The sequence below is a fragment of the Allobacillus halotolerans genome, from assembly GCF_018967645.1.
Taxonomy (GTDB): Bacteria; Bacillota; Bacilli; order Bacillales; family Alkalibacillaceae; genus Allobacillus; species Allobacillus halotolerans.
Genome location: NZ_JAHLZF010000013.1, coordinates 44,391 through 63,185 on the forward strand (window position 1 = coordinate 44,391; position 18,795 = coordinate 63,185).

At 41.5% G+C, this 18,795-nt stretch carries 16 protein-coding genes and 1 riboswitch; of the genes, 15 read left to right on the forward strand and 1 reads right to left on the reverse strand.

What is annotated here, in order from left to right; all coding sequences use genetic code 11:
* Positions 1–66: 66 nt before the first annotated feature.
* The 10 genes from KQ486_RS09605 to KQ486_RS09650 all read left to right on the forward strand — a co-directional run bounded on the left by KQ486_RS09605 (position 67) and on the right by KQ486_RS09650 (position 8,832).
* Positions 67–804 (forward strand): hypothetical protein, encoded by a 738-nt coding sequence (locus KQ486_RS09605; protein ID WP_216687482.1) that lies wholly within the window; start codon positions 67–69, stop codon positions 802–804.
* A gap of 569 nt (positions 805–1,373) precedes the next feature.
* Positions 1,374–1,733 carry a rhodanese-like domain-containing protein gene (locus KQ486_RS09610; protein WP_216687483.1) on the forward strand — a complete coding sequence of 120 codons (360 nt, stop codon included), beginning with the start codon at positions 1,374–1,376 and terminating at the stop codon, positions 1,731–1,733.
* Between the two features lie 30 nt (positions 1,734–1,763).
* On the forward strand, positions 1,764–2,153 hold the full coding sequence (locus KQ486_RS09615; protein WP_216687484.1) for a DUF302 domain-containing protein: 390 nt from the start codon (positions 1,764–1,766) through the stop codon (positions 2,151–2,153).
* Positions 2,154–2,169: 16 nt separating this feature from the next.
* Positions 2,170–2,433: a glutaredoxin family protein gene (locus KQ486_RS09620; protein WP_216687485.1), complete on the forward strand. Its 264-nt coding sequence runs from the start codon at positions 2,170–2,172 to the stop codon at positions 2,431–2,433.
* 384 nt (positions 2,434–2,817) lie between these two features.
* The gene (locus KQ486_RS09625; RefSeq protein ID WP_212370054.1) at positions 2,818–4,008 is read left to right on the forward strand and encodes an IS256 family transposase; all 1,191 of its coding nucleotides are present in this window, start codon (positions 2,818–2,820) and stop codon (positions 4,006–4,008) included.
* A gap of 38 nt (positions 4,009–4,046) precedes the next feature.
* The gene (locus KQ486_RS09630; RefSeq protein ID WP_216687486.1) at positions 4,047–4,298 is read left to right on the forward strand and encodes a hypothetical protein; all 252 of its coding nucleotides are present in this window, start codon (positions 4,047–4,049) and stop codon (positions 4,296–4,298) included.
* Between the two features lie 39 nt (positions 4,299–4,337).
* Positions 4,338–4,982 carry a pentapeptide repeat-containing protein gene (locus KQ486_RS09635; protein ID WP_216687487.1) on the forward strand — a complete coding sequence of 215 codons (645 nt, stop codon included), beginning with the start codon at positions 4,338–4,340 and terminating at the stop codon, positions 4,980–4,982.
* A 76-nt stretch (positions 4,983–5,058) separates the two neighbouring features.
* A complete protein-coding gene (locus tag KQ486_RS09640) occupies positions 5,059–5,991 on the forward strand; it encodes an aldo/keto reductase (protein WP_216687488.1) in 933 nt (310 codons plus the stop codon).
* Positions 5,992–6,154: 163 nt separating this feature from the next.
* Positions 6,155–6,256, forward strand: a riboswitch (purine riboswitch).
* Between the two features lie 190 nt (positions 6,257–6,446).
* A complete protein-coding gene (locus KQ486_RS09645; RefSeq protein ID WP_216687489.1) occupies positions 6,447–7,823 on the forward strand; it encodes a uracil-xanthine permease family protein in 1,377 nt (458 codons plus the stop codon).
* Positions 7,810–8,832: an aromatic ring-hydroxylating dioxygenase subunit alpha gene (locus KQ486_RS09650; RefSeq protein ID WP_216687490.1), complete on the forward strand. Its 1,023-nt coding sequence runs from the start codon at positions 7,810–7,812 to the stop codon at positions 8,830–8,832. The genes KQ486_RS09645 and KQ486_RS09650 overlap by 14 nt, the downstream gene beginning before the upstream one ends.
* A gap of 51 nt (positions 8,833–8,883) precedes the next feature.
* Here KQ486_RS09650 and KQ486_RS09655 read toward each other — a convergent pair whose 3' ends face one another.
* Positions 8,884–9,813: a glycine betaine ABC transporter substrate-binding protein gene (locus KQ486_RS09655; protein ID WP_246569274.1), complete on the reverse strand. Its 930-nt coding sequence runs from the start codon at positions 9,811–9,813 to the stop codon at positions 8,884–8,886.
* A gap of 457 nt (positions 9,814–10,270) precedes the next feature.
* Between KQ486_RS09655 and KQ486_RS09660 the strand changes: the two genes are divergently transcribed.
* The 5 genes from KQ486_RS09660 to KQ486_RS09680 all read left to right on the forward strand — a co-directional run bounded on the left by KQ486_RS09660 (position 10,271) and on the right by KQ486_RS09680 (position 18,786).
* Positions 10,271–10,414 carry a hypothetical protein gene (locus KQ486_RS09660; protein ID WP_216687491.1) on the forward strand — a complete coding sequence of 48 codons (144 nt, stop codon included), beginning with the start codon at positions 10,271–10,273 and terminating at the stop codon, positions 10,412–10,414.
* A gap of 326 nt (positions 10,415–10,740) precedes the next feature.
* Positions 10,741–12,210 (forward strand): TIGR02677 family protein, encoded by a 1,470-nt coding sequence (locus tag KQ486_RS09665; RefSeq protein WP_144163087.1) that lies wholly within the window; start codon positions 10,741–10,743, stop codon positions 12,208–12,210.
* A gap of 5 nt (positions 12,211–12,215) precedes the next feature.
* A complete protein-coding gene (locus tag KQ486_RS09670) occupies positions 12,216–13,370 on the forward strand; it encodes a TIGR02678 family protein (RefSeq protein ID WP_144163090.1) in 1,155 nt (384 codons plus the stop codon).
* A gap of 2 nt (positions 13,371–13,372) precedes the next feature.
* Complete coding sequence (locus KQ486_RS09675; protein WP_186278622.1) at positions 13,373–17,506, forward strand: TIGR02680 family protein; 4,134 nt, start codon at positions 13,373–13,375, stop codon at positions 17,504–17,506.
* Positions 17,506–18,786, forward strand: coding sequence for a TIGR02679 family protein (locus KQ486_RS09680; protein ID WP_216687492.1), 1,281 nt, complete (start codon positions 17,506–17,508; stop codon positions 18,784–18,786). The genes KQ486_RS09675 and KQ486_RS09680 overlap by 1 nt, the downstream gene beginning before the upstream one ends.
* Positions 18,787–18,795: the final 9 nt, after the last annotated feature.

Sequence of the window (18,795 nt, forward strand, 5' to 3'; positions counted from 1 at the left end):
CACCTCCCTTTTTATCCAATATATGATAGAATGGCAATAATAACAAATAAAAAAGGAGTGTTTTCCTTGAAAGGTTTTAAATTGCTATTCATGATGATTGTTTCCTTACTAGTAATTGGATTATTTACTATCACTGTTTCAGCTGATGATTCAAAAATTATGACACCTGCAGAGTATGAGAGTTATCTATTAAACAAGTCTGATGAAGGTGCTCTAGAAATTCTTGAGGGTTTTAAAAATTTGACGGACAAGGAACAAGAAGCTTTCTTGGAATTTATGTGGTCTGATGAATATTTTGAAACACTTAGTTACGGAACACAAAATGGAGAAGAATTTTCTGTTCAAATGAATGAAGTTGATATTCCAGTGAAGGTTAGTCACTCTATGGACCATTCTTCAAGTCATCAGCCGGCTTCAAATTTTGACTCAGGTATTCAATCAACAACTTATAGATCATGGACTACGGGTACAATTGATTTGACAATGTTTGGTTTTAACACTACTACTATGTCTACAAAGTTAACTTGGCAACATAACAATAGTCAAGCATTACAAGTCTACTCTGTTGAACAAACAGATAGTAACTATAACCCTACCTTTTTTCTTACTAAAGATGGAACTAATGACTATATATCCAACGGTTATGCATATGGAACAGGAACTTGGTCTATGACTTTATCAGCAGCACCTTGGGTGCAAGATACCACTCATGTTGATGTACGGGCTAGAACTCTAGATGACAAAAGAAAAAGAATTAGATCTACTCATAGTAATATAGGTCATACTGGTTGGTTAGTATATTAATATTAATTGCTGTACCCCCTTCTCTTTAAACTTTAAAGGGAAGGGGGTAAAATATATAATAAAATTTAATGATAATTGCATACTAAATGAGTCAATTTTATAATCGCTCTTAAAAAATAAAGAATTGCAGTAATACAAAATTGATTTTTTTAAAATATTTTAGTTGTGTTACCTATGTTCCTCTCGACACATGCTTACCGGAAACAGTGCCTTAGCTAAAAAATTCCATGAAAGATGTGATCACTAGTAATACGCAAGAAGCATAATAAATCTGCCTGGTGAATCTTTTTCCTTCTGCCATCTTTATTCCTCTGGAAAAAAACAACATACAGCCTAGAATAATAGTCACGAATAACATCGGATTTGTTAACTCGAAAAAAACTCCTCATTAAATGCGGCTTTTTAATTATATTTTCTTATCAATCTTGAGATGTAAGAACCTTTTGTAACCAGTATATTTAAAAGAAGGTTATCTCTCAAATAAATGAAAGTTTTGTGTTTGCTTTTTTACCCTACAGGGTATATATTGAAAACGAAATAATAAAAGAATTGAATTAGGGAGAACCGATATGGGTGTAGTTGAATGGATCATTATTGCAATTATTATTGCATTATTAGTGAATCGATTCATGCCGGTGAAAGGCATTACTAATATCAATGTAGAAGAAGCGAAGAACAAAATGAAGGATAAAAATGTGCAATTCATTGATGTAAGAACACCGGGTGAATACAAAGCAAACCACCAAAAACGTTTTAAAAACTATCCGCTTTTCAATTTAACCAAAGATCTATCTTCATTGGATCGAGAAAAAGAAGTAGTTGTCATCTGTCAAAGTGGTATGCGAAGCACAAAAGCGGCAAAACTATTGAAAAAGAATGGTTTTTCTCAAGTGTACAATGTCCAAGGTGGCATGAGTAGCTGGAGATAATATTACCAAAATCAAAAGGAGTGGGTTCAGATGTTTGATTACACTGTAGAAACATCAAAATCTGTCGAAGAAGCCGTCAAATCATTGGAAGAAAATTTGAAGGAAAAACAATTTGGTGTTCTGTGGCAATTCGACGTAAAAGAAACGTTGGAGAGTAAGGGCCTGGACTATGAGAAACCTTTTATGATCTTGGAAGTTTGCAATCCGAAAGAAGCACAAAAAGTGTTGACCGCCAATCAGAAGGTTGGTTACATGTTGCCGTGTAAAATGGTTGTTTACGAGGATGACCAAGACGGTAAAACGAAAATCGGTATGCCGAAACCAACAGAGTTAATCAATATGGTTGGCGATGATTCCATTAATGATATCGCGAAAGATATTGAGAACCGATTAATTGAAGCCATTGAGCAAAGTAAGTAATGAAGAGGAACACGAGATGAATAAACAAGTTACGCTTTATACGACAACCACATGTCCAGTCTGTGCGATGACGAGAGACCTATTGACTGGATTGTCGATTGAATTTGAAGAGATTTATGTAGACCTACGACCGATTGCTCGCATGAAATTAATGAAGCAAACTCGACGATTGACAGTCCCTCAGCTAAATGTCGATGGCGAGTGGGTCTCTGGATTTGATCCAATACGGACGTTAGAGTTGTTGAATGCGCCATCAAAAACTGACATGTTATCTGAATAAAAAACCGGTGATTCTTCTACTGTGAATCGCCGGTTTTTGTTTATCTAGCAATGATCGTATATGATAGGCTTAGGATCAAAAGAATGAGCGGGCGGATGAAAAAGCTCGATATTAGCACGACAGACCCAATCGGCTGATTAACTGTTGATAGAAGTGGTCTAACTGCTGAAAGAAGCGGTCTAACTGCTGAAAGAAGCGGTCTAACTGCTGAAAGAAGTGGTCTAACTGCTGAAAGAAGCAGTCTAACTGCTGAAAGAAGTGGTCTGACTGCTGAAAGAAGATGACGTACAATAGTTTGTGTAAAACTCTTGAAGACAAAAAAAGAGGTAGGGTATCCTCAGAGTAAACAACGAAATCAACTCATGAAAGGAGAGGCCCTACCTCATGTCTACAAGTATAGGACAAAACAACCTCGAAAATCAATTGGACGAATTAGTCCGCTCTTTCGTCCAGGAGAAGCTGGAAACAATCATGAAGGAAGAAATGAATCAATTCTTCGAAGAGAATCCAGAGCTAAAAAACTATAAGAACGGCAGTTACGGTCGTCAATTGGACACGAAATACGGGCGCATCGAAGATCTACAGGTGCCACGCGATCGAGAAAATGCATTTCAGACTGAAGTATTCCAACCCTATCAGCGTTATGAACGGTGGCTGGGAGAAACAATCATCACGATGTATCAGAAAGGCATGAGTACGCGTGAAATCGGAAATTTCCTCGAGCGTATTCTCGGTCACGCTTACGCCCCAGGCACCATCAGTAACATCACCGATGTGTTGATGGAAGATATCCGTGCCTGGCAGGAGCGTCCTCTTCAGAAAAGATATGCCGTTCTTTATCTCGATGGCACCTATCTGAAGTTGCGCCGGGATGATGTAGCGAACGAAGTCGTATACGTCGTCATTGGTGTCACGGAAGACGGCTATCGTGAGATTCTCGGCTTCTATGTCGGTGGCCAGGAAAGTTCCCTCGGCTGGGAGGAAGTTCTCTCCGATATCTACCGTCGTGGCTGTGAAGAAGTGCTTCTCGGTATTTTCGACGGTCTTCCAGGCCTGGAAGAAGCGATGAAAGCTATCTATCCGAAAGCTGATGTGCAACGTTGTGTCGTTCACAAAGTACGGAACACGCTGAACAAAGTTCGACAGAAGGATCGTTCAGCGATCAGTGAAGACATGAAAGCTATCTATCAATCTAAAAGTAATGAAGAAGCTGAAAAACAGCTTGGTGCCTTCTGTGAAAACTGGCAGAAGAAATATCCGAAGATCACCAAGTCCTGGAGGGAGGACTTCAACGTCCTGACGACGTTCCTGAACTACCCTTCCTCTATCCGTCCACTGATTTACACGACAAACATCATCGAGCGCACCATGAAGGAATTCAAGAAACGTCTAAAAACGATGAACAGCCTTCCTTCCGAAGAAGCAGTGGAAAAGGTGATTTATATGGTTTCAGATGAATGCAACACCAAATGGTCTACACGCAAACTCAGTGGGTTCAAAATCGCAGGTCCTGAACTGCGCGACATGTTTGAGGACCGTTATGGATCTCAGACCGAAAGTGAGGAGGGAAAATAACCCTCCAAAGGATCACCCTACTTTTTTACACAAACTTATTGACGGTACCTGAAAGAAGCGATCTAACTGCTGAAAGAAGCGATCTAACTGCTGAAAGAAGCGGTCTAACTGCTGAAAGAAGCGGTCTAACTGCGGATAGAAGCGATCTAACTGCGGATAGAAGCGATCTAATTGCGGATAGAAGGGGTCTAACTGTTGATAGAAGCTCTCTAACTGTTGATAGAAGTGGTCTAACTGCTGTTAGAAGCCGCCTAACTGTCGATAGACCCGTCTATAGTGAAAAGGAGTAAGCGAATTATCCAAAAAAATTTCTAAGGATGATGTACATAATGCGTAATAAAGATCGACGAATTGAACAACCGGACCTTCCGGAGAAACTAGACCAAAGAGAACTAACTACAATCGAAGAGCATTCACTGATCGAAACGGCACAGATTCGTTCAATTGCAGGACCAGTTACAGCTAATCATGTTCGATTTCGGGAAGTTCATCTAAAAGGTATTCATTTTGATGAGGTGAATCTACCATCCTCATCCTGGGTTGATGTGATCTTTGAAAACTGCGACCTATCGAATATAGAAATGAATGAAGCTCGAATGAACCGAGTTGAGTTTAGAAATTGCAAACTGGCCGGTACAAATTTTGACCGTGCAGAGTTACAGGACGTGCGTTTCGTAAATTGCCAAGCTCCCTATGCCTTATTTAACTTGGCAAAAATGTATGATGTTCGTTTCAACGATTGTTTATTGAAGAGTGCTAATTTCATTGATGCGAATTTTTCCAACGTTCAGTTCGGAAAGTCAATCATGGACGATGTGCAATTCACCGGGACTTCGCTCAAAAACGTTGATCTTAGTGAATGCGAGTTGAGACAGATACACGTGGAAAAAGAAGATTTGCAAGGGGCGATCGTTTCAGCTGATCAAGCCGTGTCATTGATTGAATTGTTTGGTGTGCATGTGAAGGATGATTAATGAATTCTTTTGATATAAAACACTCACATGCTACGATGAAAATGTGATTGTTTAACCAAAAGAGGAGAATCATCAAATGAGCAACAACGTTCAACTTGGAAAATCAGATTTATATGTCAATCCGATTGGCCTTGGAACCAATGCGGTTGGTGGACACAATCTATATCCGAATTTGAGTGAGGAACAGGGGAAAGATACTGTCCGTCAGGCAATCGAAAGTGGTGTGAACTTTTTGGATACGGCATTTATGTATGGAATGGGCCGATCTGAAGAATTGGTCGGTGAAGTGGTAAAGGAGCTTGGTCAGCGTCAGGATGTTGTGATCGCGACAAAAGCGGCACATCAGGTAACTGGTGATGACATGAAGCTTGATAACTCACCAGAATTTTTGAAAGATGCCGTACATGCTGCTTTAAAGCGAATGAAAACAGATTATATCGACCTGTTTTATATTCATTATCCAGATGAAGATACGCCGAAAGCAGAAGCGGTTGGGGCACTTCAAGAATTGAAAGAGCAAGGGAAAATTCGCAGTATCGGTGTTTCTAATTTCTCAGTCGATCAGTTAAAAGAGGCCAACCAAGATGGTTATGTAGATGTGATTCAGTCGGAATTTAACCTGTTCAAACGACAGGCTGAAAAAGATATGCTCCCATACACGGCTGAAAATCAGATTTCATTCGTTCCGTATTTTCCATTGGCGTCCGGATTATTGACAGGAAAATATGGTGAGAAAGATACATTCGATGATTTACGGAAAAATCATCCGCTTTTCCAGGGTGATGTGTATAAAGAAAATTTGAAAAAAGTTGATCAACTCCGCGGTGTGGCAGAACGAAAGGGTGTTGAATTGACGCACTTAGTTCTAGCTTGGTACTTAACGGTTGAGAGCATTGATGCCATCATTCCGGGTGCCAAAAATCCAGAACAGGTCAAAAATAATTTAAAGACCTTGGATGTTCAATTATCCAACGACGAGGTTGAAGAAGTAAGACGAATTTTTGATTAACCGAACAAAAATATATATTTCATAACCAAATCATCTAAATGTTCGGCTTTCAAAGGAATTTTTCTGACATCATTTATCGAATGTAAGGGTTTACTTTAATCTACCCGAAAATTTCTATGAAAAAACTCTTGTCAGTTCACAGATAAATGGTATACTGAAAGCGAACAATTTCATAAGCGTTTTTCATATAATCGCGGGGATATGGCCTGCAAGTTTCTACCGGTTTACCGTAAATAAACCGACTATGAAAAGCACGTACGGGAGCATCTTCTAATCAAAGATGCTGATTTCATTTTCGACTTTTACTAGCTCGAAGTACATGCTTTTTCATACAAAGCGTGTAGTTCGAGCTTTTTTAATGGTTCGAAATACGTACTGTGTGAATTCCATTTCAAGCCTTTTGAATTGGATTATATGAAAAACGTCCAAAACCAATTAAGGGAGGACGTTAAACAATGGAAAGTGTGCAAAGAGAGTTAGAGCCAGTAAAACAAGAACAACAATCAGAACAACCGAAGGAAGAAAAGCTTTCAGCCGGTAAGTCAGTTTTCGTCGGTTTCCAGCATGTGCTGGCGATGGATCTATTTATCCCACCGATTATTTTAGCTGGACTATTATCCTTTACCGTGGCTGACACAGCGTTATTGATTCAAATGACGTTCATCGCATGCGGACTTGCAACATTAATCCAAGCAGGTTTCGCAATGAAGCTTCCTGTCATGCAAGGGCCGTCATTTGTGCCGCTCAGTGCACTTGCAGCGATTGGAACGACATCAGGAATCGGTGCAATGATCGGAAGTTTAATACCCGGTGCGATTCTCATCGCCTTAATCGGCAGACTGAAGTTATTCAGTAAAGTGGTGAAAAAATTCATTCCACCCATTGTCGCTGGTACGGTGATTGTGGTCGTCGGTATTTCCTTGATGCCGAGTGCAATCAGTTCGATTTATAACGCGCCTGGCAATGCCAATGTCAATATGATGATTGCCTTTATTTCAGCAGCTATCTTAATTGTTTGTATGTATATCGGTGAAAAAGCGACCCAGCGTTTTCGTTTTGTCAAATTGGCATCTGTCATTTTAGCACTCGGAATTGGAACGATTATTGCTTCATTCTATGGAATGGTTGATTTTTCATCCGTAAAAGAGAGTTCATGGATTGCATTTCCTAGTATTTTCGCATTTGGCATGCCGACATTTGAATTGGATGCGATTTTGATTATGTTGGCGATTTACTTGATCATTGTCATCGAAACGACCGGAACGTGGTTTACGGTCGCAGAAGTGACAGACAAAAAACTCGATGAAAAACGCTTGAACGGCGGGGCAGTCGGTGAAGGAATAGGGTGCCTGACGGGTTCATTTTTCGGAGGGACACCTGTTACGGGTTATTCATCCAATGCAGGAATCATCGCGGTGACTGGAATCAAAAGCCGCAAGCCGATTCTCGTAGGGGGAGTCATTTTGATTTTGCTTGGGATGATGCCGAAATTGACGAGCATCATTGCCAGTATACCGGTCGTCGTCATTAACGGAGTATTCGCCGTTCTTTGTGTCGTCATTATGATGAACGGTCTAAAAGTCATCAAAAATGAACCCTTTACAGAAAGAAATATGATTGTCATCGGTGTTCCGATTATGCTTGCATTATTTGCAGTGATGATTCCGCAAGAGGTCATGAATGGCTTACCAAATATCATTACGTATTTCGTCGCATCCGGAACGGCCGTTGGGGCAATCGGAGCATTAGTACTCAACATCGTTTTACCTGAAACCATAGAAGATAAAAAACCAATCAAACCAAAAGGAGAGGTCGAATATGCAGCAAGATAGATTATGGAACGAGTGGCACCCAGTTTGTAAGGCGGAGGAGCTAGGCGATGATCCGAAGCAGGTGCAAGTCTTGGGCGAACGCGTCGTGATTTTCCGAAATGAAAAAGGCGTTCACGCTTTCAAAGACTTATGTATTCACCGTGGTGCAGCTCTTTCATTAGGGAAAGTCGTCGACGGAAAACTTGTCTGTGCCTACCACGCATGGGAGTATGACGAACAAGGTGCTTGTACGAAAATCCCAGCGCTTCCTTGCGACCGACCAATCCCGAAAAAAGCACGTGCGGTTGTCTATCATTGTGAAGAATATTTGGGCTTGATTTGGGTTTGTCTGGGTGATGAGCCAGAAGAATTGATCAAGTATCCCGAGGGCGAAACAGAAGGATACCGGACAATCGTTTGTGGACCTTACGAAGTGAAAGCCAACGCTCCAAGAATTATCGAAAACTTCATTGATGTGGCTCACTTGATGTTTGTTCACGAGGGGATGTTAGGTGATGCGGATCATGCAGAAGTGGTAGATTATCAGGTCGATTTCGTCGATGGACGTTTGATTACGAGCAAAATCCCCGTTTATCAACCAAATGCGGATGGACGCTCAAAAGGTGGATATACCGATTATGTTTATGAAGTCTTATGCCCAACGGTTGCCCGTTTCACCAAAACGACAGAAGGATCTGATGAAGAATTTACGATTTTAACGGCCGTCAACCAAGAAGATCACGAACAAAGTCGCGTGTTTATGTTATTGACTAGAAACTATGAACTCGATCAACCAGATGAACCATACCGTGAATTCCAAGATACGATCTTTTATCAGGACTTGGACGTCGTCGAGAGCCAAAAACCAGAATTACTTCCATTGGATTTACAAGCGGAAATGCATTTGAAATCCGATGCATTGACGATAGCTTATCGCCGTTGGTTGTCTGAATTGGGGATTGAAACAGGGACAATTCCATTGGATGAGGAAAAACAAAACCGATTGAAGAATAAGGCTTCGGTAAAATAGTAGAAAGAAGCTTCCATTCGTCTGAATCTAAATGGAAGCTTCGTTTTATTTTTATCCGGCGGGTGCAAAGTCCTCAAGCGAGTCAATTTCCATATAGGATGGAACAGCTAAACCAAGCTTACCACCTTCGATATTTTTACCGACTTCTACAAACTCACCTTCATACTCTTCAGCTAGGGCGCCATGTGTCGTCGGTAACCATGGAGCAAGCGTGACATCGATGTCACCTGATGCGATAGATTCAAATAAAATAGCCGGATCCAGTGATGTGAACTCAACATCGTAGCCATGCTGCTCTAATACGATCTTCGCAACATTCCCTGTGAAAAGCACTTCGTCCCAGAGGGTTGCTCCGACCGTGATTTTTTCACCATTTCCTTTTTCGATGCCATCTGTCCATTCTGCAACCGTTTCTTCATTTTCTTCGACCCATTTTTCAGCAAGAACATCCATTTCTAACTCTTCTTCTTGTGAGCGTAAAAGGGTCTCTTCAATTTTATCAATATCCCAATAGAAGTTCTTGATCACTTCTAGGGCAGCTGGATGGTCCTCTTCAAATCCTAATCTTGTCAGTGTAGCTGCGTATATCTCTTCACCAAAAATTCCTTTAGGGTCTTCTAAGTATTTGATATCCCATTTAGCAAACTTATAGTGTGGAGACCATGCAGTAATGATAATTGGTTCTTCATTTTGAATAGCGGTATCCAAAGCAGTTAACATCGCGCCAGTTGAGGACGTTTGTTGTTCCCAGCCTGCTAGACTTTCGTACTCTTCGATCGCTTGGTTATTCAGCTCAGTTTGGCCAGCACCTGGCTCAAGGCCTGTAATCGTATAATCCATTTCTTCACTATATTTAGCACCGATATCCTCACTACCTTCCTCAGTGGAAGCATTCGTTTCATCTTCTCCACATGCAGCCATGAAAAGGACGAAGGATAGCACGGCGAAAATCATTAGTGATTTCATGTTGCTTTGTGACATTTCTTTCTCCCCTTTACTATTTCTTATTGGTAAACGGTTGTATTTTTAAAACAACACACAATTTAAAATTGTAGAACTCTTTGGCGGTTAACTCAAACAGCGAATAAAGCGATTACTATACAAATATAACGCCTAGCGCGTAAAAAGTGTTCCTCAGAACAAAAGAACGATAACTTACTTTATATAACTCGCTTAAATTATGTCAACTGATTATTTGGGGGATACCCTCAAGTGAAATGAAAGAAATCAATGAAAAGTAGTTTATAGTAGCGGTAATGATCGAAAATGTGCTAGACCTAGACATCTTATTTGAAAAAAGGAAGAAAAACTCCGTGAGCGCAATAGTACCTTTATTTTCTTAGCTATGTTAGATGTCATTGCTGATTTTTGTATCGTTGATTCGAACGAAAGGTGTAACACCTGCAAAGAGAAGCCGCCGAATAAACGTATGTAGCCGTTGAAAAAAGGAATGAAGCCGCCGAATAAACGTGAGCAGCCGCTGAAAAAAGGAATGAAGCCGCCGAATAAACGTGAGCAGCCGCTGAAAAAAGAAACTAAGCCGCCGAATAATCGGTCGAAGTCAAAAGGCGGTCGCAAATAGGCATAAGATATAGCTTGGAAAGCCGTTAATTGACCGATCATCTGAAAAAAGAACCTAATGCTTCAATATCTAATCCCGCCCCCTGAATAAATAAATCCAACACTCCAACATATGAGCCCACCAGTAAAATAAATGCTACCAACTCAAGCGTATATACGCCCAGGTCTCGAAAATATGGTTCCGACAACTGTTACGCACAAATAATTATCGAAGCATACCAGTCATCAATTTAATTGTTGTCAGCTGAAGCCGATTTCCGAGAAAAATGGACTAGCTTTCTATTAGAAGATACAATATATGTAACATCCCTAAAGTAGGTGATTTGCTTGTACAAACGTGTCAAAGAAGCTACATATTTAACTGCGGAAAAGGCGTGGAGTTACCGTGCGATTCTCCGTTATTTTTATATACAGCATGAAAAGATGAGGGAATTTCTCTTTCCTGAAGAAATTATGGATTATTTAAAGACTGATGAAGCTTTTTCGGATTATACGATGGAATCGCTGCATCAAGATCTGGATGCACTTGTCAAATGGGGTAATTTAAATGCCCGGCAAGAACATGGAAAATCACGTACGATTGAGGAGTTCAAAAAGAAACGTTTTCGCTACCAATGTACACCTTATACGGTCGAGTTCGAACGGATGTTAGTGAATTTGGAAGGATCAGGCGAGACATTTGGTGGTTCACTCGAACGGACTCAATTCGAACGTCTCTATCAATCCTTGCAAAAAATTGAATCAATCGCCAGCGGTAAAGTAAAAGAGTCGAACGAAGAATGTGCCCAATTGTGGAAAGACCTCACGACGTATTTTCGTCAAATTAACCAAAACACATCCGACTATATGGCGTACCTGAACAGTGAGGAAGTCGAGGAGCAAATGCAGTCGGAAGCATTTTTGGTTTATAAGGATCAGTTTACGATGTATTTGCGCGAATTCATCATTGCTCTGCAAGGAACGGCTTTGCAGATCCAAGATATTTTGACGAAATTATCGACCGACCAACTAAATAGCTTCTTCCATCAAGTCATCGAACATGAAAAGCGCATTTTCCGATTCGAAGAGCAGTCCACAGAACAATCGGAAAATGATCTGTCAGATACCTGGAAGAACATTCGCGCTTGGTTTCTCGGAAATGAGCATGGTGAAAGTGAATATAACATGCTTCAGGAACGGACGAGCGAATCGATCAGAAGAATTACCCGCGTTGTGCAGCGATTGGGCGAGCGTCACCAACACTTCCGAAGTCGCAGGAAAGATTATTTGCACTTGGCAAAGTGGTTCGATCGGCTGGATGACCTAGATGAAGCACACCAGTTATCCTCGGTTGTATTTGGCGTTTTTCATACAAGACATTTTTATATCGATGATCAGGCGACGGATGATATCTATGCGAGTGTCTGGGATGAGCCACCGATGGAGCACATCACAAAGCCCGCCGTCAGACATTACCGGGAACGAACAAAAGCGGGCGCGGTCACAAGCAATAAGGATAAAAAAGAAGCGATGATGCAAAAACATTTAGAACAACGACAACACGAACAACAATTGATCGAAAAATATATCCATTCCAATCAAATCATCGTGAAAGACTTGCCAATGGTAGAAACCCACGTCCGGAAAATTCTCCTTTCTTGGCTCGGAAAAGCAATGGCGAAGAAAAACCGCGTGATAAAAACGGAATTTGGTACACAGGTTCGCGTTGACGTTGGATCTAATCGTGTGATTTTACAATCGGAAGACGGCATATTGGAAATGCCTGAAGTGACATTTCAATTCCTGGAAGGAGCTTAAATGTAATGGATCAGAATCATTTTGATGAACAAACCCAAGAAGCATTAGGACAGCTATTCGAACAGTTCTGGATCCTACGGTCGAAAGAACCAAAGGCGTATCAGCGAATCCGGGAACGGGAAAAAGCGTTGAAGCGGTATGTGTCCGATAAATTTGGTTTCGATTTGATCGTCCACCAACATTTCATTAAATTGGAAAAACTACCAGTGGAAGCAAAAAAATGGATGGGCATTCAGGAGTTTTCTTCCCCGCTTGATTACTCGATTTTTTGTTGTGGATTAGCTTTTTGTGAAAGACGGTCGATTGATGAGCAATTCCTTCTATCCGATATGACAGAGGATATCCAGGATTTATACCCAGGAGAATTCCCACTCGATTGGACCAATTACCAGCACCGAAAATCACTCGTCAGAGCACTCAATAAAATGGTCGAATTAAGCTTGATCAAAACCGTCGATGGGGATATTGAGCTGTTCAAAAATCATGAAGATCACGAAGTATTATACGAGGTCACGGTCTATTCCCGTTATTTCATGCGGACATATCCGGATGAGCTTTTTCATTATGAGACGAAAGAAGAAATTTTGACCAGCGAGTGGAATCGGCATCATACCGATGAGCGTCGGAAGCGGGTCTATCGCAAACTGATGTTTTCACCCGTCGTCTACCGTGAGAGTGAAGAGGATTCGGATTTTGCCTATATACGAAACTACCGGAATCGATTGCAAGATGATTTGGAGTTTCACACACCCTTTACATTGGAAGTATTCAAAAATGCCGCATTTCTCGTATTAAATGAACGAAAACAAAAGTACACGTTATTCCCCGACCAAAAAACCATTATGAGCATTGCGCTGCATTTTCAAGCTTATGTCCGTGAAAACGTGACGGAAACATCCATTAATTCCTTTGGTGAATACAAGCTAACAAATGCGGAATATATCCAGCTGGTTGAAAAGGTCAAAGAAAAATACGGACACGGATGGAGTAAAAAATACCGGGAGATGGATCCAAAAGCTATCGCGCAAGATTTATGGCAAGTCTATAAAGAGTGGGAAATGATGGACCGAGAAAAAGATACGGATTTGTTGATCATGAAACCAGCGATGGCACGGTTAACGGGTTCGTATCCAGCAGACTTTGAGATGGAGGTGGAATGAAAATGAGCTCGAAATGGCAAATGAACCGAGCGGGCGTCTTGAATTTTTGGTACTACGATGACGAAGTTTTTGACTTCTCAGATGGAAAGTTACTATTAAGAGGAAGTAATGGTTCCGGTAAGTCCGTCACGATGCAAAGCTTTATTCCGGTATTATTGGATGGGAAGAAATCACCTGACCGCCTTGATCCATTTGGTTCCAGATCCAGACGAATGGAAGATTATTTATTAGGTGAAAAAGAAGTCGTTAACCGTGATGAGCGGACAGGTTATTTATATTTGGAATTCAAACGCACGGATATCGAACAGTACATAACAATCGGGATCGGGCTTCAGGCAAAAAGGAATAAACCGATGAAATTTTGGGGATTCGTCGTTACTGATAATCGCCGTGTCGGGCAGGACATCGATTTATTTAAATATGAACAAAATGCCGGTGAGAAGCAAAAGATTCCTTTATCTCGAATCGAATTGGAAAATTTGATCGCAGACGGCGGGCATGTTGTCCAAACCCAGACCGAATATATGGAACTCGTCAATAAGTACGTTTTTGGTTTTGAAACGATGGAAGCTTATGAAGATCTCATCAAATTACTGATCCAATTGAGAAGTCCAAAGCTATCCAAAGATTTTCGCCCGACCGTCATTTACGATATTTTGGAAGCTGCCTTACCGCCACTGACGGATGAAGACCTCCGTTACCTATCGGATACCATCGAACAGATGGATCAAACGAAACAACAAATCGAGCAACTGAAACGGGAAATGGACGCCATCCAGAAATTGAATCACGTTTACACAACGTATAACAAACGTGTGCTGGCTGAACAAGCGGATGGGATGGTCGCCGCCAATCAGCGGCTTCAACAGAATCAAATGCGTTATGATGAACTGACGGAGGAAAAAACAACCATCGATCAACAGATTGACGAGCTGACGCAATCCATCCGCGAACTTGAAATCGAACAGGAGACGTACCGGCAAAAAGAAGAGCGACTTTCTGCTCATGACGTCTGGAATATCGAAAAAGAGCGGCTGAATGAGCAAGAACGGTTGGAAAAAGAATCAGAAAATCTGCGGAAAAAGACCCAGCAATTGGAGCAGCGGGAGTCCAAGGAACATCAATTGCGTAATGAAAATCGTACATTGGAAGAAACCATCGGCGAAAAAGAAACCGAAGCAGAAGAAATGCTAGCTGAATTGGAACAAGATGCTTTAGATATTTCTTTCGATGAACAACACCAGATCAACGTGCAAGACTACGAGCGAAACCAACAGGCCGAATTCAATTTTTCGGTGTGGATCAAAGAAGCAAGAGACCATTTATCCTTTCTGGAAAAAGTCACAGACGAGTTACGCCGGTTTGAACAGTTGAAAGAAAAGATTCAAGAACGGAATAAAGAATTGGCGGATGAAGAAAAGAAATTGGACGATGTGAAAGAACAAGAGCGCCAGTGGTTTGAACTTTTCGAAGAGGACAAGTCAAAGAAATTAGCGGAAATCCATCAATGGGTTAATGACATCTCTTTGATTTCTGTTTCGGAAGAGGTGCTTCAACAGGTTTCACGTGCTGTACAGTCACTATACGAACCGACATCCTACGAACAAGTCAAAGACCCATTCAGGCAAGCCGTGTATCAAATGGAACAAAGGAAGCGGGAAGAACTCTCAAAGCTTGAATTCCAAAACAAGCAATTAACCGAGGAAATCCGTGAAAAAGAAAGTGAATTACACGAGTGGAAACTGAAAAAAGATCCGGATCCAGAAACAGATCAAATCACAAAAGAAGCAAGAAAACAGCTCACCGACCAAGGGATTCCTCACGTCCCCTTTTATACGGCTGTCGAATTTCAGGATCATGTTGAAATGGATACGCGGAAACGTCTGGAAGCGGCCTTGACGGATAGCGGTGTGCTGGATGCATTACTGATCGATGAAAGCATTAAGATTCGCCATGACCGCGTGCTGACCTCTTCACCACAGCTCATGGCGCACACACTAGCAGATTATTTGAAACCTGATTTAGAGGAATCGAGTTTGATTTCCAACCGTCAAGTCGATGAAGTGTTGCGAAGTATTGTCGTCGGTGAAGAAGCTGAAGCGGGTGTGCATTCACTGGATGAACGGGGAGGCTATCAAATCGGACTCGTGAAGGGTCATGCGGTTCCGATCGATGAAGTCCGTTTTATCGGACGGAATGCACGAAAACGATACCGCCAAGAACAAATCGACCAACTGCAACAGGAGATCAAGCAACGAATCGAGCAAAAAGCAAGACTCGACAAGCACATCGAGGAAATTCATTCGGACATTGCACAAGCCCATGAACAATTGACCCAGTTTCCGAATGATGACGATTTACACCATAATTTTAACCAAATCGCCAAACTACGCATGCAAATGGAACACCATCAATCAAGAATGAGCGATTTATCCGATCAACTGAAGGAAATTCATCAGGAATATTCCAAAGTAAAGCTCCTCGTTGATGAAAAAACGCGTACGATGAACATCGAACGAACCATGCCCGCATATCAAGAAGCCATTCGATATGCGAAAACGTATTTGGATAATTTAAATCATTTGGAGAAAGTTCACCTCAAAAAAATTCATCACCTGAGTCGAAAACAATACATCAGTGAGCAATTGGAAGAATTAATCGATGAGGTGGATGAACTAAAAGGCGAGATGAACAAAATTGATGACCGGATCAAAATGAGCGAAAAGAACCTGCAAGAAATCGAAAACCAATTGGCTCAAGCAGGTGTACAAGATATCCGCAATCAAATTGTGGAAGTGCAACAAAAATTAAAGGACATTGCAGAACAATCGACCGAATGCCAAACGACCAAGCCGAGAAAAGAAGAAGCGTTAAAATATTTAGAGGAAAAAATCAACACGGAAAAACATCAATTGCACTTTTCACAGAAAATGTTCAAAGCCTGGACTGTTACATTCGAAAAAGAATTGAACTTAGGCTTTGTCGAAGAACCAGCTGATGAAGTGGATGTTGCTTTAGCGAAGGAAATCAAAAAGCAATATGGACATTTGCTGAAAGAAAAAGATGGCAGCCATCTATTAGGTAGATTGACGGACGAATACTATAAACAACAAACAGATCTCATGGAATACCGGATGACGAGCTATGACCAGTATACAGAACCATTTGATTGGATGAAGTCGGTCAGCGATGAACAAGAGCTCCTATTCATTAATCACTGGAAGCGAGTGGCGACAAGACGGATTATTGAACTTGATTACCAAGGTAAACTCGTCAACACGTATGCGGTGCAATCACTGATTGAAGAAGACTACGCCAGACAAGAAAATCGATTGAATGAACAAGACAAACAACTCTATGAAGAAATTTTATTCAATTCCGTCGGTCAAAAATTGCGTGCCCGGATTCGCCGAGCCGAGCAGTGGGTCAAACAAATGAAGCAATTGATGGAAAACCGTAACACATCATCAGGCCTGACGTTTTCGATCAAATGGAAGCCAAGAACGGCAGAAACCGAAGAAGAATTGGATACGGTCGATTTGGTCGATCTGTTGAGGCAAGACCCACGATTGCTGAAAGATAGCGATTTAGAGAAAATCACGGTCCATTTCCGATCAAAAATTGATAAAGCAAAAGAAGAAGTCGAGAACAGTTCAGAAATGCAAACATTACTTCAAGTATTAAAAGAAGTTCTTGATTACCGAAAATGGTTTTCATTTGTTCTCTATTTCCAACGCGAAGGCGAAAACCGCCGCGAACTGACCAATCATCAGTTTTATAAATTCAGTGGTGGCGAAAAGGCGATGGCGATGTATATCCCGTTATTTACGGCCAGTTACTCCAGGTATTTGGAGGCCGCCGATCATGCGCCTTATATCATTTCGTTAGATGAGGCATTTGCCGGAGTCGATGAAAACAACATCCGAGAAATGTTCGAAATCGTTGAGACGCTTGGATTTGATTATATGATGAACTCGCAGGTATTATGGGGCGATTATGATACGATCAGTAAGTTATCCGTTTGTGAATTGGTCCGACCGAAAAATGCCGACTATGTCACCGTCATTCGTTACCAATGGGAGGGTGAAAAAATGGCACTACAAGTTGATGACGAGCAGATGAAGGTGGAAATATGATGGACGAAGCGATTGATTATTTTACCGGTGAACCGGGTTTCGCACGTCTATTTGTACGGTTCAAGGAAAAATATGAATCACTGGGCCGAATCGGTGGGACAGTGACGATTTCAGACTTCAGTGAACGTGAACTAGAGTCGGTTGCAAGATTCCTTGGCCGGACGATCAATGAGTTAAGACAAGCTGGTAAGGTTTCCCTGATTCAGTTCGAACGACAACTAGAACGAACAAGGTTTCACACGATTGATCTGTTTGATTTATTGGAAGCTTTTTTTGAGAAACCATTGCTGTCAAAAAAAGAGCAAAAACAAAGTCGGCTAGCTGAAACGGAAGCTGTGTTGTACCAGCTTCAGGAAGAATGGAAGGAACTATCCTTTTGGTTTGACTACCTTCGCCAGAAAAATGCTGATTCTTACTGGATCCATAAGTTCATTGAAGAAACGCCAAATGTTTTCCAACTCACGGTACATTGGTTAGGGAAAGCCTTTCACGAATTACCATCGAAGTACGAAAGGCTTCCGATTTTTAGCAATCGAATCACCCGGGATCCACATGCTTTTGATTTAAACACGACCGTTGGGAAACTGTGGCTCCATCTGTTGGCTGTCCATTCTGCAAAAGATTCAGAATCGGTCAACGTACCAACCGATAGCGAATCGATGAATGATTTATTATTATCGTACAATATTTTGCGCGATGATATAACGAACGCAGTGACCGTCGCAAATCTCATCGCGGAAACAAACGAAGGAATCCACCCCGTTTGGAAAGCGGCAGCTGAGACAAACAGCGTGTTAAACATTCCATTACGCGAAATGGTTCAAATGGATAGAGCGTATCCAAAAGTAGGGAATCAAGTTTGGGTGATCGAAAACTCAGGTGTCTATTCGAGTATTCTGGATGAATGCCCGAATGCTCCAATCATCTGTACGCAAGGCCAATTTAAACTGACAGCCTTGCTGCTAATGGATCTACTGGTCGATGCAAACTGCGAACTCGTATACTCCGGCGATTTGGATCCAGAGGGGGTTGGCATGGCAGCCAGATTGCTCGAACGGTACCCGAATCATTTAACGTTGTGGAAAATGGACGTTGACCAATATAGTGAAAATCAATCAGAGGCCTCACTTACAACCGAGCGACTCAACAAGCTGAATTCCATAACCGCACCAGCATTGCAGCCATTGATTGAGCGAATGAAACAGGACCAAAAAGCCAGCTATCAAGAAGCATTTATTGAAGAAATGATCGATGAGTTGAATGCCGTTTTGCCGGTTTAAGCGGGTGAA

Coding starts and splice junctions, on each gene's coding strand:
- KQ486_RS09650 (WP_216687490.1), top strand. CDS start 7,810: ATGCAGCAAGATAGATTATGGAACGAGTGGCACCCAGTTTGTAAGGCG.
- KQ486_RS09620 (WP_216687485.1), top strand. CDS start 2,170: ATGAATAAACAAGTTACGCTTTATACGACAACCACATGTCCAGTCTGT.
- KQ486_RS09635 (WP_216687487.1), top strand. CDS start 4,338: ATGCGTAATAAAGATCGACGAATTGAACAACCGGACCTTCCGGAGAAA.
- KQ486_RS09645 (WP_216687489.1), top strand. CDS start 6,447: ATGGAAAGTGTGCAAAGAGAGTTAGAGCCAGTAAAACAAGAACAACAA.
- KQ486_RS09675 (WP_186278622.1), top strand. CDS start 13,373: ATGAGCTCGAAATGGCAAATGAACCGAGCGGGCGTCTTGAATTTTTGG.
- KQ486_RS09625 (WP_212370054.1), top strand. CDS start 2,818: ATGTCTACAAGTATAGGACAAAACAACCTCGAAAATCAATTGGACGAA.
- KQ486_RS09655 (WP_246569274.1), bottom strand. CDS start 9,813: ATGTCACAAAGCAACATGAAATCACTAATGATTTTCGCCGTGCTATCC.
- KQ486_RS09680 (WP_216687492.1), top strand. CDS start 17,506: ATGGACGAAGCGATTGATTATTTTACCGGTGAACCGGGTTTCGCACGT.
- KQ486_RS09615 (WP_216687484.1), top strand. CDS start 1,764: ATGTTTGATTACACTGTAGAAACATCAAAATCTGTCGAAGAAGCCGTC.
- KQ486_RS09670 (WP_144163090.1), top strand. CDS start 12,216: ATGGATCAGAATCATTTTGATGAACAAACCCAAGAAGCATTAGGACAG.
- KQ486_RS09640 (WP_216687488.1), top strand. CDS start 5,059: ATGAGCAACAACGTTCAACTTGGAAAATCAGATTTATATGTCAATCCG.
- KQ486_RS09610 (WP_216687483.1), top strand. CDS start 1,374: ATGGGTGTAGTTGAATGGATCATTATTGCAATTATTATTGCATTATTA.